Annotated in this window: 27 protein-coding genes; 9 read left to right on the plus strand and 18 right to left on the minus strand. The window is 57.9% G+C overall.

Going from position 1 to position 25,926, the window contains the following annotated elements; genetic code table 11:
* Nucleotides 1-14: 14 nt before the first annotated feature.
* The 7 genes from F1C16_RS05860 to yihA all read right to left on the minus strand — a co-directional run bounded on the left by F1C16_RS05860 (nt 15) and on the right by yihA (nt 5,833).
* Entirely contained in the window at nt 15-1,295 is a 1,281-nt protein-coding gene (locus tag F1C16_RS05860) for a glycosyltransferase N-terminal domain-containing protein (protein WP_308461649.1), read from the minus strand.
* A gap of 136 nt (nt 1,296-1,431) precedes the next feature.
* Nucleotides 1,432-2,067, minus strand: coding sequence for a peroxiredoxin (locus F1C16_RS05865; RefSeq protein WP_185283413.1), 636 nt, complete (start codon nt 2,065-2,067; stop codon nt 1,432-1,434).
* 63 nt (nt 2,068-2,130) lie between these two features.
* Nucleotides 2,131-2,592, minus strand: a complete 462-nt coding sequence (locus tag F1C16_RS05870) for a Fur family transcriptional regulator (protein WP_185283414.1) — start codon at nt 2,590-2,592, stop codon at nt 2,131-2,133.
* Nucleotides 2,593-2,678: 86 nt separating this feature from the next.
* Entirely contained in the window at nt 2,679-3,947 is a 1,269-nt protein-coding gene (locus tag F1C16_RS05875) for an aspartate kinase (RefSeq protein WP_185283415.1), read from the minus strand.
* Nucleotides 3,948-4,047: 100 nt separating this feature from the next.
* The gene (locus F1C16_RS05880; RefSeq protein WP_185283416.1) at nt 4,048-4,602 is read right to left on the minus strand and encodes a DUF5606 domain-containing protein; all 555 of its coding nucleotides are present in this window, start codon (nt 4,600-4,602) and stop codon (nt 4,048-4,050) included.
* 82 nt (nt 4,603-4,684) lie between these two features.
* Complete coding sequence (locus F1C16_RS05885) at nt 4,685-5,095, minus strand: energy transducer TonB (protein ID WP_185283417.1); 411 nt, start codon at nt 5,093-5,095, stop codon at nt 4,685-4,687.
* Between the two features lie 120 nt (nt 5,096-5,215).
* Nucleotides 5,216-5,833 (minus strand): ribosome biogenesis GTP-binding protein YihA/YsxC, encoded by a 618-nt coding sequence (yihA, locus tag F1C16_RS05890; protein WP_185283418.1) that lies wholly within the window; start codon nt 5,831-5,833, stop codon nt 5,216-5,218.
* A 501-nt stretch (nt 5,834-6,334) separates the two neighbouring features.
* Between yihA and F1C16_RS05895 the strand changes: the two genes are divergently transcribed.
* The 4 genes from F1C16_RS05895 (at nt 6,335) to F1C16_RS05910 (ending at nt 11,065) form a co-directional block, all read left to right on the plus strand.
* Complete coding sequence (locus tag F1C16_RS05895; RefSeq protein WP_185283419.1) at nt 6,335-8,569, plus strand: OmpA family protein; 2,235 nt, start codon at nt 6,335-6,337, stop codon at nt 8,567-8,569.
* Nucleotides 8,570-8,728: 159 nt separating this feature from the next.
* Nucleotides 8,729-9,457 carry a bifunctional demethylmenaquinone methyltransferase/2-methoxy-6-polyprenyl-1,4-benzoquinol methylase UbiE gene (gene ubiE / locus F1C16_RS05900; RefSeq protein ID WP_185283420.1) on the plus strand — a complete coding sequence of 243 codons (729 nt, stop codon included), beginning with the start codon at nt 8,729-8,731 and terminating at the stop codon, nt 9,455-9,457.
* On the plus strand, nt 9,406-10,236 hold the full coding sequence (locus F1C16_RS05905) for a porin family protein (protein ID WP_185283421.1): 831 nt from the start codon (nt 9,406-9,408) through the stop codon (nt 10,234-10,236). Before ubiE ends, F1C16_RS05905 begins: the two co-directional genes overlap by 52 nt.
* Nucleotides 10,237-10,318: 82 nt before the next feature.
* A complete protein-coding gene (locus F1C16_RS05910; RefSeq protein WP_185283422.1) occupies nt 10,319-11,065 on the plus strand; it encodes an SDR family NAD(P)-dependent oxidoreductase in 747 nt (248 codons plus the stop codon).
* 117 nt (nt 11,066-11,182) lie between these two features.
* On the opposite strand, the gene F1C16_RS05915 is transcribed toward F1C16_RS05910, so the two are convergent.
* From F1C16_RS05915 to F1C16_RS05935, 5 genes are all read right to left on the minus strand, one after another.
* Nucleotides 11,183-11,848: an alpha/beta hydrolase gene (locus F1C16_RS05915; RefSeq protein WP_185283423.1), complete on the minus strand. Its 666-nt coding sequence runs from the start codon at nt 11,846-11,848 to the stop codon at nt 11,183-11,185.
* A gap of 8 nt (nt 11,849-11,856) precedes the next feature.
* Nucleotides 11,857-12,360, minus strand: coding sequence for a cytidine deaminase (gene cdd, locus F1C16_RS05920; RefSeq protein ID WP_185283424.1), 504 nt, complete (start codon nt 12,358-12,360; stop codon nt 11,857-11,859).
* 235 nt (nt 12,361-12,595) lie between these two features.
* Nucleotides 12,596-13,333 carry a LytTR family DNA-binding domain-containing protein gene (locus F1C16_RS05925; protein ID WP_185283425.1) on the minus strand — a complete coding sequence of 246 codons (738 nt, stop codon included), beginning with the start codon at nt 13,331-13,333 and terminating at the stop codon, nt 12,596-12,598.
* A 14-nt stretch (nt 13,334-13,347) separates the two neighbouring features.
* Nucleotides 13,348-14,496 carry a sensor histidine kinase gene (locus F1C16_RS05930; RefSeq protein WP_185283426.1) on the minus strand — a complete coding sequence of 383 codons (1,149 nt, stop codon included), beginning with the start codon at nt 14,494-14,496 and terminating at the stop codon, nt 13,348-13,350.
* Between the two features lie 4 nt (nt 14,497-14,500).
* Nucleotides 14,501-15,082 carry a DUF7010 family protein gene (locus F1C16_RS05935; RefSeq protein WP_185283427.1) on the minus strand — a complete coding sequence of 194 codons (582 nt, stop codon included), beginning with the start codon at nt 15,080-15,082 and terminating at the stop codon, nt 14,501-14,503.
* A 95-nt stretch (nt 15,083-15,177) separates the two neighbouring features.
* Between F1C16_RS05935 and F1C16_RS05940 the strand changes: the two genes are divergently transcribed.
* Complete coding sequence (locus F1C16_RS05940) at nt 15,178-15,981, plus strand: NIPSNAP family protein (RefSeq protein WP_258049038.1); 804 nt, start codon at nt 15,178-15,180, stop codon at nt 15,979-15,981.
* A gap of 55 nt (nt 15,982-16,036) precedes the next feature.
* On the opposite strand, the gene F1C16_RS05945 is transcribed toward F1C16_RS05940, so the two are convergent.
* Nucleotides 16,037-16,975: an alpha/beta fold hydrolase gene (locus tag F1C16_RS05945; RefSeq protein WP_185283428.1), complete on the minus strand. Its 939-nt coding sequence runs from the start codon at nt 16,973-16,975 to the stop codon at nt 16,037-16,039.
* 309 nt (nt 16,976-17,284) lie between these two features.
* Between F1C16_RS05945 and F1C16_RS05950 the strand changes: the two genes are divergently transcribed.
* The 3 genes from F1C16_RS05950 to F1C16_RS05960 all read left to right on the plus strand — a co-directional run bounded on the left by F1C16_RS05950 (nt 17,285) and on the right by F1C16_RS05960 (nt 20,495).
* The gene (locus F1C16_RS05950) at nt 17,285-18,655 is read left to right on the plus strand and encodes a saccharopine dehydrogenase C-terminal domain-containing protein (protein ID WP_185283429.1); all 1,371 of its coding nucleotides are present in this window, start codon (nt 17,285-17,287) and stop codon (nt 18,653-18,655) included.
* 210 nt (nt 18,656-18,865) lie between these two features.
* Nucleotides 18,866-19,810: a hypothetical protein gene (locus F1C16_RS05955; RefSeq protein ID WP_185283430.1), complete on the plus strand. Its 945-nt coding sequence runs from the start codon at nt 18,866-18,868 to the stop codon at nt 19,808-19,810.
* The gene (locus F1C16_RS05960) at nt 19,803-20,495 is read left to right on the plus strand and encodes an ATP-binding cassette domain-containing protein (protein ID WP_185283431.1); all 693 of its coding nucleotides are present in this window, start codon (nt 19,803-19,805) and stop codon (nt 20,493-20,495) included. Before F1C16_RS05955 ends, F1C16_RS05960 begins: the two co-directional genes overlap by 8 nt.
* A 2-nt stretch (nt 20,496-20,497) precedes the next feature.
* Here the strand turns inward: F1C16_RS05960 and F1C16_RS05965 are convergent, their stop codons facing one another.
* Nucleotides 20,498-21,220, minus strand: a complete 723-nt coding sequence (locus F1C16_RS05965) for a tRNA1(Val) (adenine(37)-N6)-methyltransferase (RefSeq protein ID WP_185283432.1) — start codon at nt 21,218-21,220, stop codon at nt 20,498-20,500.
* Nucleotides 21,221-21,320: 100 nt separating this feature from the next.
* Between F1C16_RS05965 and F1C16_RS05970 the strand changes: the two genes are divergently transcribed.
* Entirely contained in the window at nt 21,321-22,760 is a 1,440-nt protein-coding gene (locus tag F1C16_RS05970) for a DUF389 domain-containing protein (protein WP_185283433.1), read from the plus strand.
* Between the two features lie 173 nt (nt 22,761-22,933).
* Here F1C16_RS05970 and rnhA read toward each other — a convergent pair whose 3' ends face one another.
* From rnhA to aroQ, 4 genes are all read right to left on the minus strand, one after another.
* On the minus strand, nt 22,934-23,398 hold the full coding sequence (gene rnhA / locus F1C16_RS05975; RefSeq protein ID WP_185283434.1) for a ribonuclease HI: 465 nt from the start codon (nt 23,396-23,398) through the stop codon (nt 22,934-22,936).
* 84 nt (nt 23,399-23,482) lie between these two features.
* On the minus strand, nt 23,483-24,043 hold the full coding sequence (locus F1C16_RS05980) for a MarC family protein (RefSeq protein ID WP_185283435.1): 561 nt from the start codon (nt 24,041-24,043) through the stop codon (nt 23,483-23,485).
* A 91-nt stretch (nt 24,044-24,134) separates the two neighbouring features.
* Entirely contained in the window at nt 24,135-25,199 is a 1,065-nt protein-coding gene (locus F1C16_RS05985) for an aminotransferase class V-fold PLP-dependent enzyme (protein WP_185283436.1), read from the minus strand.
* A gap of 239 nt (nt 25,200-25,438) precedes the next feature.
* Nucleotides 25,439-25,885, minus strand: a complete 447-nt coding sequence (aroQ, locus tag F1C16_RS05990; protein WP_185283437.1) for a type II 3-dehydroquinate dehydratase — start codon at nt 25,883-25,885, stop codon at nt 25,439-25,441.
* Nucleotides 25,886-25,926: the final 41 nt, after the last annotated feature.

A 25,926-nucleotide genomic window follows, 5' to 3' on the forward strand; every position in this document is an offset into this window, starting at 1 on the left:
GGTCCTTCGCAAGCTCAGGATGACAAACGGTTTTTATTATCACTCACTAGTTCACCATCAAGCCACGCCATAATGCGCTGGGTGGCGCCGGCGTGTTGAAATACGTAGTCCAGGTTGAGGTCTTGCACGACTAGGCGGGCGGCTTCGTTGCGCAGCAGGGGTAGCAGCGCCTTTTCCAGCTCCTGCGCCGAGTGCACAGGAAACGCGCCGCCTAGCGCCACCAATTCCACAGCCTCCTGAAACTTGTGGTAAGTAGGCCCAAAAAACACCGGCAAGCCAAACGCCGCCGCTTCCAATGTGTTATGTAGGCCTTTGCCAAAGGCCCCACCCACGTAGGCAAACTGACCGAAACGGTAGAGCTGAGAGAGCAGCCCTACGTTGTCGATGAGCAACACACGGGCTTGCGCCACGGTGGCCGGCGTGGCGGTGGAGTAGCGCACCACTTGGCCCGGCAGCGCCGCCTCTACCTGCCGCAGATTGGCCTCGCCAATTTCATGCGGTGCCACGATAAAGCGTAGCTCTTGGCAGTAATTCTGGAATATCGGCGTGAGGGTAGGCAGGTCTTCGGGCCAGCTGCTACCCACAATCATCACCGGCGCCCCATCGGCCTGAAAAGCTTCTACGAGGGGTAGAGGAATGGGCGGTTGTGCCGCTGTGCGTGCTACCGTATCAAAGCGCGTGTCGCCAGCCACGCTCGCCTGCTGAATGCCAGCTTGGCGGAGCAACTCAACCGAAGCGTCATTCTGCGTGAAAATATGCGTGAATCGGTTCAGAATATCACGGAAGAAGCCGCCCCAGGGTTTGAAAAAGACTTGCTCGGCTCGAAAAATAGCGGATACGCATAGGGTAGGAACCTGGCGGCGTTGTAGTTCCCGCAGGAAGTGATGCCAGAATTCATACTTCACAAACACTGCCAGCCGGGGCCGCACCAAGTCAAGAAAGGCGCGGGCATTGGCGGCCGTATCCAAAGGTAGATATAGAATATAGGCCGCGCCGGGCCAGTTCTTGCGCACTTCGTAGCCCGAGGGCGAGAAAAACGTTAGCACGATTTTGTGCGTGGGATACTGGCGGGCGTAAGCCTCTATGAGTGGCCGGCCCTGCTCAAACTCGCCCAGCGAAGCACAGTGAAACCACGCCAGCGGCGCCGTTTCGTGCTGGAGCGCCTCGCGCAAACGGGTGTGCCAAGCCTTGCGGCCGCCTACCCACTGCGCCGCCTTAGGCACAAAGGGAGCCGCCAGCCGCAGCAGCAGGCCATACAAATACATGGCAACGGAATACAGAAAACTCAACAGCAAATGCGGAAATAACGGATAAGAAAAACCAGCAACGCGCTGGTGGTTTCTGCAAAAGTAGCGGGTTCCGGCTGCCCCACGAAAAAGCCCCGGTCCAGTAGGACCGGGGCTTTGCCGAAAGCAACTAATAAGGGGTGAATTAGCGGCCCTGCTGGCCCAGGTAATTCGAAACGCCTTCCTGCGTGGCCTGCATGCCTTGCTTGCCTTCTTCCCAGTCGGCGGGGCATACCTCGCCAAACTTCTCGAAGTGTTGCAGGGCGTCTACCATGCGCATTGCTTCGTCGATGGAGCGACCCAGCGGGCCGTCGTTCACGAGCTGGTGACGCACAATGCCATCTTTGTCAATCAGAAACAAGCCGCGGTATGCAACCGGTGAGCCTACGAAAATCATTTCGCCAGACTCATTGTAATCGTAATGACCGCCCAGCACGTCGTAGTTGGCGGCAATGGTTTTGGTAGCGTCGGCTACCAGCGGGTAGGTTACACCCTCAATGCCACCCCGGTCGTGCGGAGTATTCAGCCAAGCAAAGTGCGAGAAGTGCGAGTCGGTGGAGCAGCCGACCACGGCCACGCCTTTCTTCTCGAAATCGGCCAGCCGCTCCTGGAAAGCCAGGATTTCGGTGGGGCACACAAAAGTGAAATCAGAAGGGTAGAAGTAGAACAAGACGTGCTTCTTGCCCAGGTAACGGTCGAGGGAATACTCTTCCTCAAATTCGCCGTCGATAACGGCCGTAGCCTTGAAAGAAGGAGCACGTTTGCCAACGAGAACTGCCATGTTGTTAGGAGATTGGGGGTATGAAGGAAATGAAAAAGCAAGAAATTCGTTGGGCGGGATGGGTCAGGCAGAGCGGATGATTTTCTCGCCGGTGATGTGCAGCGAGAACGAATGCGGCTGGAAGTTCTCGAACCCCCGCGCCGCCAGAAACTCCTGAATCAGCTGGTCCAGCTGCGGGTCGCGGTAGTCCAGAATTTCCTGGGTAGCGGTGCAAAACAGGTGGTGGTGGGGCGAGCAGTCGGCGTCGTAGCGCCGGGCGGCGCCGTCGGCCACAGCCACGCGCTTCACCAGCCCCGCCGCCACAAAGCTATCCAGCGCCTTATACACCGTACCCAGCGACAGGGTAGGGACTTCGGCGGCCACTTGCCGGTGCACCTGCTCAGCCGTGGGATGGTCGCGCAGGGCCAGCAAGCCGCCCAGAATCAGGAGGCGCTGTTGGGTGGCGCGCAATCCGGCACGAGCCAGCAGACTGCGCACGTGCGCAGGGGTAGGCAAGGAAGTGGCAGAAGAAGCAGAAACCGGCACTGGGTAGGAGGTATAGACCGCAAAGATAAGGTGAAAAGCGCAGGAGCCGCCACAATGTTTCGGCTAGCCTGGCACTACCATCTCACTTATACCTCCTCGCGGCACACCATCTGGAAGGTTTGCCGGGTGCGTTGCTCCAGCAGCAGCGTACGGCCCGCCGTAAGGCGTTCCAGGCTATCAGTAGTGTAGTTTTTAATGGTGTAAAGCACTAACTCCGTGTTGTAATGCACCGTGAACTGGTCGCGCAGCAAGCTCAGCAATTGCTCCAACCGATAAGCCGAAAAATCGGTGCACACCGAGAAGCTAATGGCCGAGTTCTGCATCACGTGAATCTTGAGCCGCACCTGCGCCAACGCCCCAAAAATTACCTCCAGGTTTTCCTCCGAAATAAACGTGAGGTCTTTCGACTCAAAGGAAATCAGGCACTGGCCGGCCTTGCGGATATAGGCCGGCGCCAGCAGCCCGTGCTGACAGTCATGCACGCGCGTTCCTTCAGCCGTGGGGTGCAAAAACGACTTCACCAGCAACGGAATTCCGCGCACCGCCAGCGGCTTAATGGTTTTGGGGTGAATCACAGACGCACCGTAGTAGGCCATTTCGATGGTTTCCTGGTAGCTGATTTCGGGGTAGCGCACCGTGTCGGTAAAAAACTTGGGGTCGGCGTTGAGTAGGCCCGCCACGTCTTTCCAGATGGTAACGGATTCAGCGCCCATACAGTACGCCAGAATGGCCGCGGTGTAGTCTGAGCCCTCACGGCCGAGCGTGGTGGTGCGGCCGTCGGCGGTGCCGCCCAGAAAGCCCTGCGTCACCACGGGGCCTTGGGCCAGCAGTGGGGGTAGAGTAGCCTGTAGCTGCTGTTCGGTGGTGGCCCAATCCACGCGCGCCTCGCGCCACGTGCTGTCGGTGCGGAGGAGGGAGCGGCAATCCAGCCACTGCGCCGCCAGCGTGTGAGCCACCAGCCGCGTAGCCAGCAGCTCCCCGAAACTCACAATCTGGTCGTATTGCTGGTCGTATTGCTCGGGCGTGAGGTCGCTCAACTGCTGCCGAAGAAAAGTAAATAGTTCTTGTAGAGTGGGTTGTGCATCCTGCCGGGTAGGCTCTGCCAGTTCTTGGGCCGTTTGCAGGTGGTAGTCCTCCACCACCTGCAAGGCTTCCGCATACGGCTTTCCTGTGTAGGCCCGCTGAAAGACATCCTCCAACGCATTGGTGGTTTTGCCCATTGCCGATACCACAATCAGCAGCGGGCCCTGGCCTTCATACATCCGCACAATGGCGACCAGATTGCGGATGGCAGGGGCGTCCTTCACGGAGGCACCTCCAAACTTAAAAACCTTTAGAGTGGGTAGTGGCTGCATGGCTCAAAAGTAGCGGCTCCGGAATTGAATTCGCAGATAACAAGTACAAAAGCCCGCTCAGGAATTACCTGAGCGGGCTTTCGCGTGTAATCGAAGCCGACTATTCGGCTTTTTTCTTACTCTTTTTGGATGCTTCCGTGGCAGCCTCTGGGTTGGCAGCCGCTGCGTCGTCCGTTGCCGTAGCATCCGCTGAAATCTCGCCGCCCGTGCTGAGGGGCTCGTCGGCTGCGGGGGTAGCGTCGTCCTCATCGGTAGCCGGAGCCTGGTATTCCAGGTTTTTGCTCACAATGCCGTACCAAGTCACCAGTTTCTTGATATCAGACATATACACCCGGTCGCGGTCGTAATCCGGAATTACCTGGCCCATGAAAGCCGTCAGGTCGCGGTCATCCGATTTGCTGGTCAGCTCCAGCTCGGCGCCAAACTGCTGGTGAATCCGGTCAAACACCTCAGTCAGAGCTACAGTCTGGTCATAGTCCTGGGTGTAGATGGAAATTTCCTGGAGCAGTGACACTTTGTTGCGGGCCGAGGCGATGGAGCGCGTGCCGCGGCCATCAAGGGCTTCAATAATAACGCCGGTGCGGGTGGGGCTTACAAGACGGTACAGACCGGGCATTCCGCTAATGGCGGCAATTTCCTTCAGGTCGTAGGGCATAAGGGTAAAGTCGGTTGGTGTAGAAGGCGGCAAAGGTAGCATTCCGAACGAGTTGGTGCCGGATGGCCGCCCGAAGATTCAATTAGAGCTTAAACACGATAGGCAGGCTGGTGAGCACCGCGTAATCGGGCTTCTTGAATTGCAGCAGTTTAGCTACGCGCATGGCTTCATCGCCGCAGCCACCGCCTACTCCTTTCACCAGCTTAAAGCCGCTGGTAGTGCCGTCGGTGTTCAGCGTGAAGCTCACAATACAGGTGCCCTGAATGCGGTTGCGCTTGGCCAGCACCGGGTATTTCAGCTCCTTCTCAATAAAGGCATACATGGCTTCCTGACCACCCTCGTAATACTCAGCCACTGGAATGGCTTTGGCAACGCCGCCGGCCGGAGCCGCTTGGGTAGCGGTTGGTGCCGGGGCTGCAGGCTTGGTTTGGGCAACCACGGAAGTTGCACCAGCCAGCAAACCACAACTCAGAAGAAAAGCGAATTTTTTCATGGGAATTAAGTAATCGTTCGAAAGTAAACGAGTTATTAATCGTTTCAGTGAATGAGAAGACAGCGGTCAAGAAAACATACGGCCGCGCTGCCTACCCCTAACGTCAAGAAAGAAGCCAGATTATGGGTTCTCTGGTGTTTCGGCCAGCTGCTGATTGATTTCACCAATAAAACCGAGTATCTCCTCCCGTCCTTCCTTCGACTCGGCAGAGGTAATAAAGTGGCGTGGCAGCTCATCCCAAATCGCGCTCATCTTTTCCAGATACGCATCAATCAGCTGGCGTGTGCGCGTGGCCGACTGCTTATCGGCCTTGGTGAACACCATGGCAAAGGGAATGCCCTGCGTGCCTAGCATTTCCATAAACTCTAGGTCCACAGCCTGCGGGGGTAGGCGCGAGTCGAGCAGCACAAATAGGCACGTCAGATTTTCGCGGTTGCGCAGGTAGAAGTTGATCATCTTTCCCCACTGCGCCCGCGCCACTTTGCTCACTTTGGCGTAGCCATAACCTGGCAAATCGACCAAGTACCAGTTTTTGTTGATCAGGAAATGGTTGATCAGCTGTGTTTTACCAGGAGTGGAGGACGTTTTAGCCAACGCCTTCTGCCCGGTTAGCATATTGATGAGGGAAGATTTGCCCACATTGGAGCGCCCAATGAAGGCATATTCCGGCAAGGTAGGCGGTGGGCAAGCGTCGAGGCGAGTATTGCTAGCCAGGAAGGCAGCATCGTGAATTTGCATAGGCAGCTAGGCGAAACCGCAAAGGTACAACGAGACGCCAGTATGAAGCGCCAGGAAAAAACTTTGCTATTTCCTTTTAAATAGCGTTATAATCCTGTATTCGTGTAAAAAATTGAAATACTAGGTATACTTTTTGGATGGCCAAATCTCCGAGCAATGAGCGTCACCTCAATATTTTCGAATGGATAGGATAAGAGCAAGGGCGTATTATAAAATTTCTATCTTTGCCCGCAAACGTGCTTGTTGGGGAAGCTCTACAACAGACTGTTACTAACAATTAGTTCCACTTCGTCGTACCAGCGCTACTAAATTATTTGCTTGCCCTTAACCCTGTAGCAGGTTTTAAGTATAAGAGGCAGCCTAATAAAAACTAAGTTTGCAGGGCGAAGCTGCTCTACCAACGAGCTACCGCACCGCTTTATTTTTCAAACATCTCCCCCAATGGACAACGTAGTCAAAAGCTTATTAAAGGCCTCTTGTGCTTTTGCCCTTGCTACTGCTATGGCCCAGCCTGCGCTGGCTCAAGGTACCCGCAAGCAGCTGAAGACCGCTAATAAGTTTTTCGAGCAGGAGAACTATCGGGCTTCTATTCCTTACTATGAGCAGGTGTTGGCGCAGGACCCCAACAACGCACAGGCACTGTTCCGGGCTGGTATTGCCTATATGTCGTTTGATAAGGAAAAAGCAAGCGACTATATCTATAAGGCACAGAAGTTGAAACCACGTGTGTCGCGTGATGTGGAGTATTGGTTGGGCCGCGTAGATCACCTCAACTACAACTTCGACGAAGCTATTGCCCACTTTCAGGCCTACAACACCACCCTGAAAGCCAAGGATACCCGCAAAAAAGAACTGGCCCAGCTGATTCAGCACAGCAAAAACGCTAAGGTGCAGTTCAATACGCCCAAGGATATCTTCGTGAAAAACCTGGGGCCGACCATCAACACCCAGTGGTCGGAGCACAGCCCGGTTATCTCGCAGGACGACCAGGTGCTGCTCTTCACCTCGCGCTCGGACAATATGAACGAGACGCCAGTGGTGACGGAGAATAACAAGAGCAAAGTAAAAGACAAGAAACTAGCCGCCGACGGCCAGTACTACGAAAACATCTACGAGGCCAAGCGCATCAACGATGAGGAGTGGGAGAAGCCTCGCTCGCTGAGCACTGTGCTCAACGGCAAGGGTCACGACGCTTCTATTCAGGTATTTGATAACGACACCAAGCTGCTGATGTACCGCAACGACGAAGATGGCGACATCTTCTACTCGGAGAAGGTAGGTAGCGACTGGACGGAGGCGAAGAAGCTGAACAGCAACATCAACTCTAAGTCGTACGAGTCGGACGCCTATATCACGCCCGATGGCCAGACGATTTACTTCTCTACCTCGAAGTACTCGGAAGACGGCACGCTGGACATTTACTACTCTACTCGCCAGCAAGGCGGTGATTGGGGACCAGCCAAGTCGATTGGTAGCGCTATCAACACGCCCTACGACGACGATAGCCCCTACCTGAGCCGCGACGGCAAAACGCTGTATTTCGCCTCGCGCGGCCACAACACCATGGGTGGCTACGATATTTTCAAGTCGGAGTGGGACGAAGTAGGCCGCAAGTGGGGTCGGGCCGAGAATATGGGCTACCCCATCAACACGCCCGACGATGATACCTACTACCGCCTCAGCCCCGATGGCAGCTACGCCTACCTCTCCAGCTACCGCATCGGTGGCTACGGTGAGAAGGACATCTACACCATCAACTACATCAAGAACGTGACGATTCGCGGCCAGGTGTTCTCGGCCCGCGACAGCGCTTCTGTGATTCCAGGTGTGGAGCTGGTGTTCAGCGGCAAACAAGCCGATAACACGGCCCTAAGCTACCGCGATGTAACCAAGCCCGGCAACGGCGACTATCAGGTAAGCCTGCTGTCGGGTCGTACCTACCAGGTAGCCGTGTCGAAAGACGGTAAGAACATCGAGACGCAGGAATTTGAGGTGCCTATCTCTACCAACGACTCTACCACTATTGTGAAGAACTTCTATGTGCCCTACGTAGATACCACTTCGCAAGTCGCGCTCAACAATATCTACTTCGATACCGACAAGTATAACCTGCGGCCGGAGTCGATTACGGAATTGGACAACATCGCACGCATTCTGAAGGCAAACCCCGGTATCAATATCTCGGTGGAAGGTAACTGCGACTCGCGTAACACCGATGAGTACAACATGGTATTGGGTCAGAACCGCGCCAATGCTGCTTACAACTACCTGAAGAAGCAAGGCGTAGCTGAAACCCGCATGGTAACGGTGAGCTACGGTGAGCGTCGTCCGGCTGCCCCGAACGATTCGCCGGAGAACATGCAGCTAAACCGCCGCACCGAATTCCGCGTGATTTTGGGTGAGGGTGAAACCATGCCGCAGATGAATGGCGGCGGCACGAGCACTAACTCGGGCGGAGGTGCCATGATGAGCCCTAGCTCGCAGCCTCGCATGACCCGGCCCATGAATGCCGCTCCTGGCGGAACCAGCGCCACGCTGGAGCCCGGCAAGAACACGGTGAAGCTCGACGATGGCACCAAAGTGAAGGTGAAAGTAGACGAGGATTCGGACAAGGTGAAAATTAAAACCAAAGGTCCGGAAGGCTCCAAGTCGAAGACGGTTACGCAGAACGGTACCATCGACGCGAAAGCAAAGACCGCTACCGGCGAGAAAACCAAAGTGAAGACTGACAATTAATAAGTCATTGTCTGCCAACAACGCGGGCCGGGCATCATGCCCGGCCCGTTTAGTTTACAGGCACCTACTGCGGAAGTTGCGAGACCTTATCCCAACTTTATCCGCGCCGGGGCGTTATGTTTGAGCAATTCAGCGCCCCTTACTTCGTTTCTGCACTATATGTCCGTTGTTCCCTACAAAGACGACGCTGCCGGCAAAAAATCGCAGGTAGCTACCATGTTTAACAGCATCGCCGGCAAGTATGACTTTCTGAACCATTTCCTGAGTGTCGGCACCGATATCTACTGGCGGCGCAAAGCAGTGGGTGAGTTGAAGCAACTGCGACCGGCCCGGATTCTGGATATTGCCACCGGCACCGCCGATTTTGCCATCGAAACGCTACGTGCCGCCACCCCCGACGCGCAGGTAACGGGCGTGGACATATCGGAGGGAATGCTGGAGGTAGGGCGGCGCAAGCTACAGGCTAAAGGTCTCACCAACCGGATTAAGCTCGAACTAGGCGACTCTGAAAACCTGCCATTCCCCGACGACCACTTCGATGCCGTCACAGCGTCTTTTGGCGTGCGCAACTTTGAGAACCTCAAGCAGGGCCTAACGGAGATGCGGCGAGTACTGCGGCCCGGCGGAAAGCTTGTGATTCTGGAATTTTCCAAGCCCACTGCTTTCCCTATGAAGCAGGCGTACAATTTCTATTTTCAGCACATTCTACCTGTGTTTGGCAAGCTGATTTCCAAGGACCAAGCGGCTTATACTTACTTGCCCGAGTCGGTGCAGGCGTTTCCCGATGGTCCTGATTTTCTGGCAATTCTTTCACAGGTTGGATTTATTACCCCCGCATGGCAGCCTCTTACTTTCGGCATCAGCTCCATTTATACTGCGCACAAATAGGTCGAGTGGCCGTGGTGGCCGCTTTGGCTGCCGTGGTTCCTTTTGGCGCCTACGCCCAGAAAAAAAGCCTTACTACAGCCAGTCGCGGCCGGCGTGGCCAAGTGAAATCGGTGACCAGCAACAACTTGCCGGGCTACGATGACCGGTGGTTTCACCCCGGCTTTTACATCGCACCAAATTTCTCCGGCTACCGCATCGAGCATACGCAGACCTACATTGACCGGCGAGACAGCGGCCTGGGCGTAACGGCGAATACCATCAACAGCCCCGGCTTCTCGGTGGGTTTTGTGGGCGACGCGCGCTTGTTGGAGTTTTTGAGCCTGCGCTTTGCGCCGGGCGTGAGCTTCATGACGCGCCGGGTGGAGTTTAAGCCCTACGGCTACACACCCGACCTAAACGTGCCAGATATGCCCAGAGAAATCCAGAACCAGGAGGTGGAAACCACCCAAATGGATTTTCCGATTCTACTGAAATTTCACTCGCAGCGGCGGCGCAACACCCGCGTGTATATGGTGGGTGGGATCAAGCCGAGTGTGAACGTGGGCAACCGCATCAAAGACCCGGAAAATAACCTGCTACGCGTCAACAAAACCGACCTTGCCATCGAGTATGGGGTAGGGCTTGACCTGTTTTATCCGCTGTTCAAGTTTGCCCCGGAACTGCGCTTCTCGCACGGCCTGCGCAACATTCAGCAGAAAGAAGGCCAGACGGATGTGTATAACAATAGTTTGCAACGGATGAGCAGCCACACCGTGACGCTGTATCTGAATTTTGAATAAGGTGAAGAACGAAAGGGTGAATGAGTAGTCGCTGGATTACTCATTCACCCTTTCGTTTTTCAGCCATCTACCCTTTCATTGTATGAAAACTGCTTTAATCACAGGCGCTTCGTCGGGGATTGGCCGAGCTACGGCGGTGGCGCTGGCCGAAGCCGGTTTCCGGCTGGTACTTACGGGGCGTCGGCGCGAGAAGCTGGAAGAACTGGCGCAGCAACTGGCGCCTGCTCCTACCCATTTACTCACCTTTGATGTGCGCGACCGGGCTGCTACGGAGGCAGCCATTGGCAGCCTACCCACCGAGTTTCAGGAGATTGACGTGCTAATCAACAACGCCGGCAATGCCCACGGCCTGGCCCCCATTCAGGATGGCGACCCGGAGGATTGGGATGCCATGCTGGACGGCAACGTGAAAGGTTTGCTTTACGTGACCCGCGCCGTGCTCCCCACCATGACGCGCCGCCAGCAGGGCCACATCGTGAATGTGGGCTCTATTGCCGGCAAAGAGGCTTACGCCAACGGCAATGTGTACTGCGCCTCCAAAGCCGCCGTAGATTCGCTCACCAAAGGCATGCGGCTGGATTTGCTACCCCATGGTATTCGGGTAGCAGAGGTAAACCCTGGCGCCGTGGAAACAGAATTTTCGCAGGTGCGCTTCAAGGGCGACCAGGAACGTGCCGACAAGGTGTACCAGGGGTTTGAGCCGCTCCGCGCTGAGGATGTGGCCGATGTTATCCGATTTATGGTCACGCGCCCGCCGCACGTCAACGTGGCGGAAGTGCTGCTGCTACCCACCGCGCAGGGCGCGGCTACTGCTATTCAGAAGGGGTAGGGCGCTATCTGTCATCCTGAGCTTGCGAAGGACCTTCTCACGCGTGAACGAGTCGTTAGTACGCTGGCCGTTCACGCGTGAGAAGGTCCTTCGCAAGCTCAGGATGATAGACATTTTCTAGTGTTCCAAAGCTTCACGGAGCTGCTGCAGTACCACTCTATCCAGCTGATGCCGTCCCTCGAACCAAATGATTTCCGGCTCTACGCCTAGTCCATGCAGCGCCTCTTGCTGCTGCGCTACGGCTTCATCGGTTACGTATTCGTCCTGCGTACCGCATACCAGCGTGACGGGCACCTGCCGAAGCAGGCGGGCGGCCACAGACAAGTCCATATCGGGTGGGAAGGCGCCGGCCCAGAGCACCAGCCGCGCCGCCCGGAACGGGGCGTGAGCCAGCCATCGGCTTACAGTAGCGGCGCCTTGGGAAAAGCCCAGCACCAGCACTTGCGCGTCGGGCGCGCATTGGGCCAGAATGGTATCTGAGAGCTGGTTGAGGTAGGCTACGTAATCCTCAATTTCGGTGAGGCGGTCTTCGCGCGTCATCCAGGTAGACCCTACGCGGCCATTGGTGCCCTGTAGGTAGAAGCGTGAAAGTCCTTCGGGCGCCAAGACTACCGTGTTTGGGTCGTCCTCGGTGAGGAAAGCGAAGTGCCGAATGAAGTAGGCAGCCAGCTGTCCGTAGCCGTGGCACACCACCCACACGCGGCGCGTGGTAGGTCCAGGAGTGCCTAGTTGATAGTAGCGCGCCGTGCGCTGAACGCGAAGATGATGTTCCTGAGCAGCCACCAGCAGCGTTATACGATAGGTTGGGGGGTAGGCAAATTCTCAGCTGAGAAGCTGAAGGGTAGCAGGTCGCCCACGCTGCGGTAGCGGTAGATGGTACCATCGGGGCCGGGTAGCAGCAGCGGAATGGGATGCTGTTGGCGGTGCTCGTACTCCGTCATCACCTGGCGGCAGGCGCCGCAAGGCCAGGCCAGCGTGAACTCGCCGTTGGCGGGGCGGGCGGCCACGGCCATGCCCACAATGCGCTGGGCCGGCTGGCTAGCTGCCCAGCCAAACAGAGCCGTCCGCTCGGCGCAGAGGCCAGAAGGGTAGGCCGCATTCTCCTGGTTGTTTCCCCGAAACACACTGCCATCTTCCAGCAGCAGCGCCGCGCCCACGTGAAAATGTGAGTAGGGCGCGTACGCATGGTTGGTAGCGGCGCGGGCAGCCTGCCACACGGTGGCTTCGGCGGGCGTCAGTTCCGCTTCCGACGCTAATACGTCAACGGTGATAGTGAGGTGTAAGGGGTGAGCCATCGGCAGGGCAAAAGAAGTGACGGCGCCGAACAGCGGCCCCGTTTGTGAAGAGGGGCGGCGAAAATACAATTATCTGCCGATAAATCGGTTTGGGCTCGTTAGATGGTCATGCTGAGCGGAGTCGGAGCATCTCGCGTGCTCTTAAGAATTTCAACTTTTAGAATTACTACCTCACATCAGCACGCGAGATGCTCCGACTCCGCTCAGCATGACGTTCTGGTTGAAAACAATCCCTCTACAGACTCATCAACTCCCGAAAGCGGGCCGACTGCTGGCGCGAAACTTCCACCTCCGGCCCTTCGCGCAACTGAATTTTGAGCGTGTTGCTGAACCAGGGTTCAATGCCGGCAATCCATTTCAGGTTGATAATCTGTTGGCGGTTGGCCCGGAAAAATACCCGCGGGTCGAGGCGCTGCTCCAGGTGCTGCAAGGTGCGCGGGATGAGGGGGTGCTGTGTATCGAAGTAGATTTGGGTGTAGCTGCCGTTGATTTCAAACAGGCGGATATCAGCCAAGCGCACAAACCAGCACCGCTCGCCGTCCTTCACAAACACTTGGTCGTGCTCGGTGAGGAGGGTAGGGGCTTGCTCGGGCGTTGGGGTAGGCGGGTTGTCGTCGGGAGGGGTGAGGGCGGTGCGGGCCTTGGCCAAGGCTGCGGCGAGGCGGTGCTCCTGCACGGGCTTCAGCAGGTAATCTAGGGCATTCACCTCGAAGGCACGGAGGGCATATTCGTCGTAGGCGGTGGTGAAGATGACGTGTGGAGCCGTGTCCAGCGAGGCCAGCAGATCAAAGCCGGTTTCGCCGGGCATGTGGATGTCGAGTAGTAGCACATCGGGGCGGAGCGTGGGTAGGAGCTGGCGGGTTTCGGCGGCGTGGCGAGCTTCGCCTACTACCGTCACCTCTGGGTGGGCTTGCAACAGGTGGCGCAGTTCCTGGCGTGCCAGGCGCGAATCATCAACTAACAGAATATTCATAGCGCAAAAACTAGCTATACACTGGCTGCCGTAGCGGGCGTGGAGTGGAAGGGTAGGGCAGCAGCTACAGGTAGCTGCACGTGGGCCATTACCTGGTTGGGTGCGTTTGGGTCGTTGGTGAGCGTGAGGGTAGCGGCGGGACCGAAGAGCAGTGCGAGCCGCTCGCGGGCATTGCGCAGCCCGATACCCGTATGGCCCGGCGCAGGCGGCTGGTAGTAGCCCGTGTTGCGCACTACCACGTGCAGCTGTGCGCCATCGGCGGCCAGCTGGGCCGAAACAGTGATGGTGCCGCCCTCGGGGCGGGGCGCAATACCGTGCTTAATGGCATTCTCCACCAGCAGCTGCAAGGTCATGGGGGGTATGGGCATGGCTAGGGTAGCGGGGTCAATGTCGAGCGTATACGTCAGGCGTTCTTCCAATTGCATGGCTTCCAGCTGAAGGTAGTGCTCCACAATTTCCAACTCGCGGGCCAGCGGTACCTGCTCGGTGCCGTTGAGTTGGATGGAGTAGCGCAGCAGGTCAGAGAGGTGCGTCATCATGGCGCGGGCGCGGGCGGGGTCTTCCATCACCAAGGCCCGAATATTATTAAGGCCATTGAACAGAAAATGCGGGTTGATCTGGGCTTTCAGGGTGCTCATTTCCGCCTCTCGCACGGCCGCCTGTAACTTCCATTTATCTACCTCGGCCTGCTTGTAGCGACTGAGGTAGTGCCAGCCGAAATAGCAGGCCGTCCAGAGCCAAAGCACGAAGTAAGTGTTAAGAATATAGCCCACAAATTGAGCGCCGCCGGCCAACCCACCCATGCTGGCAGGCGGCCGGATCAGAAAGGCAATAATAACTCCCAGCACTATCTGGCCGAGCACGGCGGCTACCCCATTGGCTACAAGCAGCCGCCATAACAACGCCCCAAAAGGCAACTGCTTCCAATGCTGCCGTTTTATCCAAGCGCGCACGCAGTGGCTGACAAGAAGAAGCACCACAGCCATAGCTAATTGAATGGCAAGAAGATGCCAGCCAATGACCACGCGCGCCGCAAACAACCGAATTAGTATCAGGCCAAGACAGGCGTAGAGCAGCCAGCCCGCTACTTGCAGGCTCCAATACCAACGACGATGGGTAGGAGTAGGCGCAGGGGTAGGGCTATCGACGGATAAGGAAGACATACAATTAAGCTGATAAAGCCACCGCGTTTTCTCGCCGAACGGCCCGCCAGCGGTATTCCAGGATGAGGATCGTCACAACATACAGCCCCACGATGAGAAATGGAATAGCAATGAATCGATGGGCCGGAAAAGCGTACCAGGTGGCCAGCACCAGCACCGTGCGCGCCACGGCGTGAAAAATTCCTACCCAGTGCTGGATAATCCAGGACAGCGGCAGCCACATCAGTCCCGAGAGGATACCGACGGTGAGGGGTAGGGAGGTATAATCGGCCTGAAAAAAGGGAATGGCAATGGCGTACACCAGCAACGACATCGCTACCGTGCTGAAAAACAGAGTGTCAAACGCATTTTTGGGTTTGGTGCGGTTCAGGAAGTTTTCGCCGGTGAACCGGGAGAAAAACAGGCCCAGATACACAATGCTGCCGGTGCTCAGGTACAGCGCCCACACCATCTGCACGGCTGACAGCGTGAGGCCAGCCACGCCTACTATCGCCCAAGCCACAGTGCCTGCCAACGGCATAGCCAGCAGGCGCTGGGCGGTAAACTGCGCACGTTGCTGATCTAAGGATGAGCTAGGGACTATCATGGCAAGAAGGGTTTGTGTAGAATTAGGAGAAAGCAAGCCGACGGTTGCCGAATTTGCGGTATGTTTAAGCAGTTAATCTATTCTGAACTGTACCGATGACACCCAAATCCCCTCCACGCTTCCGCACCACAATCTGCCAATTGCTGCTGCTGGCCGGTATGCTGCTGAGTGCAACGACCACCCGCGCCGCCGGCCGTGAGTACTACCAAATACAAGTCTATCATCTGCGCGATCAACAACAGCAACAGCGGGTAGAGGCCTTTTTGAAAGACGCCTACCTGCCGGCGCTGCACAAGCTGGGTATCCCGAAAGTGGGCGTGTTCGAGCCAGTTGGCAACGATACGGCTGCCGACCGACGCCTGCTGGTGCTGGTGCCCTACCAGTCGCTGCAACAGTGGCAACGCGTAACAACGCAGTTGGAGCAACCGAAGGTGTATGGCGCCGCTGGACAACAATACTGGCAGGCCGCCCACGATCAAGCACCCTACACCCGCCTGGAAAATATTCTGCTAGAGTCGTTTTCTGATCAACTCAAGCTCCAGACGCCGCCCCTAACTGGTCCACGCCCCGAGCGCATCTACGAGCTGCGCAGCTACGAAAGCGCTACCCAGGCCCAGCACCTCAACAAGGTGCAGATGTTTGTGCAGGGCGACGAGGTAGGCCTGTTCAAGCGCCTGGGTTTCAATGCGGTATTCTACGGCCGGGTTCTGGCGGGCAGCCACATGCCCAACCTGATGTATATGACCACCTTCGAGAACAAAGCCGCCCGCGACGCGCACTGGAAACAGTTCGGGGAATCGGCGGATTGGAAGAAGCTCTCGGCCCGGCCCGAATACCAGGACAACGTATCGCATATTGATATGCAATTCCTGCACCCAGTGGCGTATTCTGATTTCTAGGGAGTAGCAGTGGGGCCAGGGGAGACCGTCATGCCTGATCAGGCATGACGGTCTTCTATTTTTTAGCGACTGCGTACTGCTTCAAAAAAGCGTCCGACTGCGCTAGGAACCACTGCGTGTCGTCCCACATCAGAAAATGCTTGCCGGCTTCCGACATCTCAATCCGGTGCTGAGGTAGCTTGGCGTACTGCTGTTCGAAAATAGCGCGGGTGCTCTCCTTGGTAGAGCCGTAGGCCTTGTAAGCGGCCCAGGCACCCAGCACCAATACGGGCTGCTGAATGCGGGCCACGTCGGGGCGCAAGTCGGTGGTATACATATCGTACATGGCTTGGCCTACAGTAGCGGGGTTGGAAGCCACGCTCCAGGCGGTGGCCTGTCGGATGCGGGCCGTATCGGTCATCAGGCTGGCCGACATCTGGCGGGCGGTGGCGGCGTCCATGTGGCCACGGCCTACCTGCTGCCGTACGCCCTCGGCCATGGGCTTGGTGGCCTCGGCAGTCAGCATAGGATTTTGCACCGCCGAGAGGAAGGGTAGAGAATCCACAATCACCAGCGGCCCCACGGCGTCGGGCTGGGTGGTGCTCATCCACAGGGCTAGAAAGCCGCCCAGGCTGTGCCCTACTACTACGGGCTTGTGGAGGTGCTGCGTTTTGACGTAAGTCAGGAGTTGGTCGCGCACGTTTTGGAGCAGGTTTTCAGTGCTGGCCGGGGCGGCGGTGCCACCAAACCCATTGATGGAAATGATGTGGCACTGGTACTGTTTCTGGTAGTGTGCCACCGTCTCGTCCCACACCGCGCCGGGGCAGGTTAGGCCCGGAATCAGGAGCATGGGTTGGCCTTTGCCCACCACGCGCACCGTGAAGTTGGGGTGCGCAGCGGCTGGGTTATCGGCTACCAGAAGGGTAGGGGCCGATGCGCTGGCTATGGGTGCGGTGGTGAAAAGTGTGGCGCTGGTAAGCAGGGCAGCGCAGAAGGGACGGAGGAGGGCTGTCAAGTTCATCGTGGTAGGGGTATAAGACGTTTGTAGTGCGATTGATACCTCAAACCTAGCGGGCCTTTCAGCCGGGAAAAATTGTTTTTCAGCGAACGGTACAACAGCGGGTTGAACTGCGCTGGGGGTAGGGCGAATGGCAGAGCATACGCCTGCCGGTCCGACAACCGGTTACGGTCTGGGTTTCCTACTGATGGCTAGGTATGTGGTGCGGTAGTCAGCAATGGCAACCAGTCGGACACCCGCGGCGTCGGACCGGCAGGCGTATGTTCCCGGAGTTGTTAGCTTTGATGACACGCCTACCCTTCCGACATGACCCACCCCACCCGCCTGCTGCTGCTCGGTGCTGGCCGCTCGGCCTCCACTCTCATTTCCTACCTGCTGCGTCACGCGCCCCAGGAAAACTGGCAGCTCACCATTGCTGACCTCGATCCCGCTCCCTTGGCGCCCGTACTGGCCGCGCACGCTGCCTACGCCCGCGCCGTGCCGTTCTCCACCGACGATGCCGCCCGCCTCGACGAGCTGGTGAAAGCGCACGACGTTGTGATTTCGATGCTGCCCGCGTTTCTGCACCCGGTGGTGGCGCGGGTGTGCGTACGCCACCGCCGGCACCTGGCCACTGCCAGCTACGCCACGCCCGAGCTGCGCGCATTGGATGCGGAGGCCCGTGCCGCGGGCGTCACGCTGCTCATGGAGTGCGGCCTCGACCCCGGCCTGGATCATATGTCGGCTATGCAGATGATTGACAGCATTCGGGCGCGGGGCGGGCGGCTCACCAGCTTCAAATCGCACTGCGGCGGCTTGCTAGCCCCTGATTCAGAAGGCGACAATCCGTGGCGCTACAAGTTCACCTGGAATCCGCGCAACGTGGTGCTGGCGGGGCAGAGCACGGCGCAGTACCTAGAAGATGGTCGGTTGCGGCTGGTGCCCTACCACCAGCTATTTGCCCGCGCCGCATCCATCAGCGTACCCGGTTACGGCGACTTTGAGGGCTACCCCAACCGCGACTCGCTCAGCTACCGTCCCCTCTACGGCCTCACCGATATTCCGACCATGCTGCGCGGCACCCTGCGCCGCCCCGGCTACTGCGCCGCCTGGCACGCCCTCGTTCAGCTGGGCCTCACCGACGACTCGGTGCGCCTGGGCAATGCTGCGAGCCTGCCGTGGAGCGAGTTGGTAGCCGGCTGCTTACGTTCCCTACCCACACCTCAAGAAGCAGTAGCCAGCCAAGCCGCTGCTTACCTGCAACTCGCGCCCAACAGCCCCGAAATGAAGTTGCTGACGTGGCTGGGCATCTTCTCCCAAGAGCCGGTAGGCATTGCCAACGCCACGCCGGCCCAACTGCTAGAGCACCTGCTGCTCCAGAAATGGGCGCTTCAACCGCAGGACCGCGATATGGTCGTGATGCAGCATGAATTCGAGTATGAAATAGCGGGCCTGTTGTATCGCAATACCGCCTCCCTGGTGGTTGTAGGCGATGACGCCACACACACCGCCATGGCCAAGACGGTAGGGCTGCCGCTGGGCATGGCCGTGCGCCGGCTAGCCGCTGGGCAAATTGCCTCGCACGGTATCATGATTCCTACCAAAGCAGAAATCTATGAGCCTATTCTCGATGAACTGGCCACGGAATACGGAATTCGATTTGTGGAGGGAGAAGAAAGAGGCCTGATGGCTGAATGAAGAGGACGTCTGCCGGTCCGATGCTGTAGGCGTCCGAACGGGTGCCGCCTGCTGACAATCGTGCCGCCTCCGTAACATCCGCACGAAGCTCGTTTACAGCAGCCAACTGACGGCAAACGGTCGGATGCCTACAGCGTCCGATCGGTAGGCAACTCGCAAAAATAGTTGCCTGACTATATAGGGTGTCGTTAGTTCGCCGTTGTAGCGGCTATGCAGTCTTACTTTCGTCTACGCCTGCGCGTATTGGGGCGTCACCTGCTGGAGCTAGGATGGTGGCGGTTGCTACTGCTTGGGGCAATGCTATTAGCGGTAAGTAGCAAAGCGCTGCTCACGGCGGCGCGCCATCCGGTAGGCCAGTGGGCAGTGCCAATACTAGGCATGTGGCTGTGCCTCAGCGCCCACTGGCGGCGAGACGACGTGCCTTTTCTGCAAGCAGTAGCCCCCACATTTCGGCAATGGTTGGCCGTGGAGTATGCGTTGCTGCTGAACCCAACTGCGGCAGTGCTGCTGGCGCATGGCAGGGTAGGCGCCGCGGTACTAACGGTGCTGGCTGCTGCCGCTGTACCGTGGCTGCCGATTCCGGCCGTGCGGACGCGCAAGCAGGGTAGGAGTAGTCTGTTTCGGGCTGAGGCGTTTGAGTGGGTAGGGGGCTGGCGGCAGGGCGGCGGCATGCTGGTATGGCTGGGGCTGCTGGGCGTGGCTGTGTGGCAGCAGCATCAACCCATTGTGGCGGCCGGCGCCGCGGTGCTTTGGCTGGTGTGGGTGCTAAGTTGCTATGGCAGCGCCGAGCCAGCTACTATGCTGCTCACGGCTGCCCGCGGGGTAGGGGCGTTTTTGTGGAGGCGCTTATGGGTATTATGGATCTATTATGTGCTCACAGCTGCTCCTTTGTTGGTGGTTATGGCCCTTGGCCCGGCCACGTGGGTAAGTGCTCTGGGAATGCTGCTGTGGAGCTTGGCGGTCCTGACCGGCGCGCTGCTCGCCAAATACGCCTTCTACCCCAATGCTTTCTTGAGTCGTACCATACAAGTGGGCGTGGTAGCGCTGGGCTTGCTGATTGTGCTGAATACCGTGTACGGGGCAGTATTTGTGGCGGCGTTTCCTGTATTGCTCACCAAAAGCCGACGGCGGTTGGCTGCTTTTCGCTATGATTGAAATTCGCGACCTATACAAAGCCTACGACGCGCAGCCCGTGCTGCACCACGTCAGCCTCGACCTGCGCCCTGGTACCATTCACGGGTTGGTAGGGGTGAACGGGGCTGGCAAAACCACGCTGCTGAATTGCATCTACGGGCTGATTGCCGATTACCACGGCACGGTGCGCGAGACTACCGGCCTCAGCCTGCGCCAGCATACGGGCCTGCTACCCTACGAGCCCTACTTCTATCCGCGCTTCACGGGCCGCGAATACCTCACTTTTTGCTTACAGGCGCGAAGCCGTAAAGTGCCGGATTTCGCGGAGTGGAATGAGTTGCTGGAACTACCGCTTGATGCCTACGCCGAAGACTATTCCGCCGGGATGAAGAAGAAGCTGGCCCTGCTGGCGGTGCTGGTGCAGGACTTCCGCTACCTCATTCTCGATGAACCCTTCAACGGCCTCGACCTGGGTACCAACCTACTAGTGAAGGAAATGCTGCTGCGGCTGCGCGCACGCGGCACTGGTATTCTCCTGACATCACACCTACTCGGCACCCTCACCGAAATCTGCGACGAGCTGACCATCCTGGCCGCTGGCACCGTGCGCCGCCACTACACCCATACCGAGTTCGACCAAGTCAGCACCGATTTGCTCGACGAATTCTACCAAGACAAACTTACCCGACTCCGGCAACTAGTGTAGCGCTACAAGTGCAGATAAAACCCGCCCAGCAGCGCCCGGAACTCCTGCGAATACACCGCCTCATCCGCATCATGCAGCAGTAGCGTTTGCGTACTCACAGGTTGTGGCTGCCGCCCAAAGGCGGTAATGTGGCGCAACGCCCGGCTGCCGGGGCGGTGGTGCAGCGCCAGCCGAGCGGTAGGGTAGAGGCCCGCGGCCGCTGCGTCCTGCTCAAAATGCAGCATCTCGGGTGGCGGTAATAGCACCGTGAGTTTGCCCTGTTCAGTTAAAAAATCAGCGGCAAACCGGCTGATTTCGGTGAACGTCAGGGTGTCGTTGGCAGTGTGGCGGGCCGTGGTGCGTTGCGCGTCGGGCGAGCGGAGCGATTGACGGAAAAACGGCGGGTTGCACAGGATGTGGTCGTAGGAGGCGGGGTGGGTGGCCGCAAATTGGGCTAGGCTAATGGGGTAGGCGCGCAGGCGCTCTGCCCACGGCGAGGCAGCAAAGTTCTCGGCGGCCTGGGCGGCCGCGGCGGCATCTAATTCCACTGCTTCAATGGTGGCCGTGGAGTTGCGCTGGGCGGCCATCAGGGCCAGCAGGCCGGTGCCGGTGCCAATATCCAGTACGCGCCGGGCGCCGGCTACCGCCGCCATGGCGCCCAGCACGCAGGCATCGGTGCACACCTTCATGGCACAGTGCGCCTGCTCTACCCGAAACTGCTTGAACTGGAAGTAGGAATTGGCCATGATACTAAAGCGGCATAATCGCGGGCAAAGATAGGCTACCTTCCTGTCGTGCTTTCCGTATGCTGGCTTTACCTTCGTCCTTACTACCTAAAGTTTCCCTATGCTGCTGCGTTTACTCCGTTTGCTGAACCTTCGCACGGGCGCGTCCATCGGCGGTACCGTCGAGGACATTGAAGCCAATATTGAACTGCGAGGTTCGGTGCTTTGGATTCTGATGTGCGCGGCGCTGCTGGCCAGCATCGGCTTGGATACCAACTCGGCCGCCGTCATCATTGGGGCCATGTTGATTTCGCCGCTGATGGGGCCGATTTTGGGGGTAGGCATGAGCTTGGGTATCAACGACTCGGCTATGTTTCGGCACGCGCTGCGCCAACTGGGGTTGGCTACTGCTATCAGCCTGGTAGCCAGCGTACTCTATTTCAGCCTCACGCCCCTGGGGCAAGCCACACCCGAGCTGCTGGCGCGCACGCACCCTACCCTGCTCGATGTGCTCATTGCCTTGTTTGGGGGCGTGGCCGGCATCATTTCCAGCTCCCGGCGCGATAAGACCAACGCCATTCCGGGCGTGGCCATTGCTACGGCGCTTATGCCCCCGCTGTGCACGGCCGGCTTTGGCCTGGCGCATCTCAACTGGTCAGTTTTTCTGGGGGCGTTGTACCTATACTGTATCAACGCGGCCTTCATCAGCTTGGCTACTTACATGATTGTGAGGGTAATGCGCTTTCCGCAACGCACCTACGTGGAGGAAGGACAGCAGCGCCGCGTCAACATTATTATGGGTCTGCTGCTGGCTTTAATTGTGGCTCCCAGCGTCTATTTTCTGGTGAGTGTATACCGCCAGGAGCGCGACCGGCGCATTGTGGAAGAGGTGGTGGTAGACGGATTGCGGGCGCAAGGCAACGAAGTGTTGCGCTGGGATATCGCGCACACCGATTCAACCAACCTAGTGCGGGTGTACTTCTCGGGCCTGAATGTAGTGCCCCGCCAAGTGGCCCAAATGGAAAAGCGGCTGCGCCAGCGCGACCTCAAAAACTACCAAGTGGAGGTGTCGCGGGTGAATATTTCAAAGGAAGAAGTAGCGCAGCTGAGTGAAGAAGCCGCCCGCAATCTGTTTCAAAATATGCAGTTAGAAGCGGAGCTGACGCGTGCACCTACCATCCGCACTACCAGCAGCCCGGCCAGCAATCCGCTGCCCTCGGCGGCGCAAGTGTTGCGCGAGGTCCGTGCCGCCTTTCCGCGCGTGGCGGGCCTGAGCGTGGCCCGCCCTCAAACCGATATTGCCCCCGATACCCTCCGCGCCGACACCCTGCTCACCGTAGCCGTAGCCTGGCAGCGCCCCGATACCGTGCCTACCCCCGCCGAAACCCAACGCCTCTACCAGTTTCTGCAAGCCCGCCTGCAACAGGACACGCTGGTGCTCAGCCGTACCCCACTCCGGCCTGTGCGCCAGCCCGCACCCCGCGCCGTACCCATCACGCTACCCCAAGCCCCTACCGTTCCGAAAACGTTGAATACGCCTACCCCAGCGGCTAGGCGGTGAAAGGTAAGTTTGTGAAATGGTGACTGGTGAGGGTGTGAGTGAAAAAAACGTGTGTCATCCTGAGCGCAGCGAAGGACCTTATCACGCTAGAACGTAACGACTCGTTCAACTGGCATAAGGTCCTTCGCTGCGCTCAGGATGACACACGTTTTTTCACTCACACCCTCACCATCTCACCGCTTCTGCTCTATCAACTCATATCCTTCATCCACCAGCAGCTTGCCCTGTGTAGCACTCCACACGGCTAGTTGGTCGCAACGCTCGTTTTCGGGGTGGCCGTTGTGGCCGCGTACCCATTGGAAGCGCACGGTGCGCTGGCGGTACACTTTCAGGAAACGGCGCCAGAGGTCCTCGTTGGCTTTCTTGCCGAAATCGGGTTTGTTCGCCCAGCCGAACACCCACTTCTTCTCCACGGCGTCCACCACGTACTTCGAGTCGGTGACGACGGTGATGGGCACTTCGGGGCGCGTGATGGCCTCCAGGCCTACAATCACGGCCAGCAGCTCCATGCGGTTGTTGGTGGTCAGGCGGAAGCCCTGGGTCAGCTCTTTCTCGTGCGGCCCGAAGCGCAGAATGGCCCCGTAGCCGCCCGGCCCCGGGTTCCCCCGCGACGAGCCATCGGTATATAAGTGAATCATGCGATGATTAGTAAGGGCTTGGGAGCTTGGATTGATGTTCTGAAAGATGATCCGTTGAACATCAACCAAGCCCCTAAGACTCCTTTAGAAATTACTCTTAAACAGCTTGATGGCAATGGCCAGCAGAATCACGCCGAACACGCGGCGCAGAATGTCCTCGCCGGCTTTGCCAAGCTTGCGCTCAATCCAGGACGAGCTTTTCAGCACGGCGTACACAAACACTAGGTTCAGCACGATGCCTACCAGCACGTTGGGTAGGGAATAGGCCGCCCGCAGGGAGAGCAGCGTAGTCATAGTGCCGGCGCCCACAATCAGCGGAAACGCCAGCGGCACAATGGAACCCGACGAAGCCGCCGGGTTATGCCGAAACAGCTCAATCCCCAGAATCATCTCCATACCAATGAGGAAGATGATGATGGCGCCGGCCAAAGCAAATGATTGATAGTCAACCCCAAAAAGCGACAAAATACTCTGCCCCAGAAACAGAAAGGCTACCATCAGCAAGCCTGCCACCAGCGTAGCCTTCTCCGAGTGAATTTTCCCCTCGCGCTGCCGGATTTGCAGAATAATCGGCACCGAGCCCAGAATGTCGATGATGGCAAATAGGGTGAGCGTAACGGAGAATATTTCTTTTAAACTGAACATCAGTGAAAGAGTGGATAATGAAGCGATGAGAGGATGAAATACTGGTTATCAACACAACAACTCACTATTTCACCATCTCACTATTTCACCGTTACGCAAACTCGCGAGCAAAAAACTGCACCAACTGCTCAAACGCCGCATCGGGTACGGCGGGGAAGTTGGCGATGCGCAGGGTGGTAGGTTTCCACTGGCCGTAACCGCTGCCGAGTTGCATGCCTTGCTCCAAGGCTTTGCGCTTCACCTCGTCAATCAGGGCAGGCGGACCTTGCAGGCCGATGACGGTGGTAGAGCGCGTTTCGGGGTTCGTGACCATGGGCTTAAGCTGGGTGGCCTGGTCGAAGTAATCGTAGAGCTTGGTGGCGCGGTCCAGCAGGTGTTGGTGCACGGTTTTGATGGGCTCCCGGTCCTGCAACACTCGGCTCAACAGATAGAGGTTGAGCACGTTGGGCGTGTGCGTGGTTTGGAAGTTGAGCATCTTCTCATACTGCGCCGTGAGGGAGTTGTAGTGGCTGCTCTCGTTGATGTGCCGGAAGCGCGCCACCGCCCGCGGCGACAATACCATGATGCTCAGCCCCGCCGGCAACCCGAAGCACTTCTGCACCGAAGCATACCAGATGTCGCCCTTGATGAACTTCAGCTGCACGCCCGCCATCGAGGAGGTAGCATCCACGGCCAGCAGGGCATTGCCGATCTTGTTGAACAGGTTGAGAATGAAGCCGTCGCGCAGCTGGGTGGCGTTGCTGGTTTCGTTTTGGGTGATGCACACCAGGTCCAGCTCATCTTCGGGGAGGGGTAGGGCGGCCACGTTGGGCACCTCGTCGATGCCGAAGGGGTAGCCCACGCAGGCCGGGCGCAGAGCCTTGGCGTACTCGTACCACTTCTCTCCGAAAGCACCGCTGTACAAGTGCAGGCTCTTGCGCGGCGTGAGGCTCTGGGCCAGCACCTCCCAGCACTCGGTGGCCGAGTTCATGAAGAAGATGGTGTAGTCCTGCGGAATGTTGAGCTTGGTCTTGAGGTCGGCCACAATCTGGCGCATCAACGTCGTAAATCGCTCGCCCCGGTGCTGGGCCGACAGCCAGCCCTGGTCATACGCATCGGTTAAATATTGCCGCACTGCCGGATACACAGCGGCCGGCCCCGGATTGAAAGTATACATAGGAGGGAAAGTCAAACGTGAGGAAAAACAAAGGTAGGGAAAGGGGGAGTTGGTGAAGTTGTGAGCTTGTGAAATTGTGAATTGAGAAAGCGCATGTCATCCTGAGCGGAGCGAAGGACCTTATGCCCGCAGAACGACAAGTGTAACAACGACTCGTTCTGCGGGCATAAGGTCCTTCGCTCCGCTCAGGATGACAGACAACTTAGGATGACAGAACGAAAACTCACCATTTCACCTCTTCACACCCGAAACCCTACCCGCTTAGGCCGCAGGCCATCAAAGTAATGCAGGGCCAGCTTGTAGCTGTCGAGCTTGAAGCCGGCGATGCTGCCCACGCAGTTTTTGCCAATGAGGCTTTTCTGGCGGAATTCCTCGCGGGCGTGCAGGTTGCTCAGGTGCACTTCCACCACGGGCGTGTTGATGGCCGCAATGGCGTCGGCGAGGGCCACGCTGGTGTGCGTGTAGCCGCCCGCGTTCAGCACCGCGCCGTGGTAGGTGAAGCCGATTTCGTGCAGCTTGTCGATCAGCTCGCCTTCGTGGTTGCTCTGGAAATACTCTATGGTTAGGCTAGGGAAAGCCTCTTGCAGCTCGGGCAGGTACTCGTCAAACGAGCGGGTGCCGTAGATGCCCGGCTCGCGCTGACCCAGCAGATTGAGGTTGGGGCCGTTGAGAATGAGAATTTGCATGAAAGAACGCGTAAAACGAATGGAGGCAAGCGCCAAAAATC

It is taken from the genome of Hymenobacter sp. NBH84 (genome assembly GCF_014217645.1).
Classification (GTDB): Bacteria; Bacteroidota; Bacteroidia; order Cytophagales; family Hymenobacteraceae; genus Hymenobacter; species Hymenobacter profundi.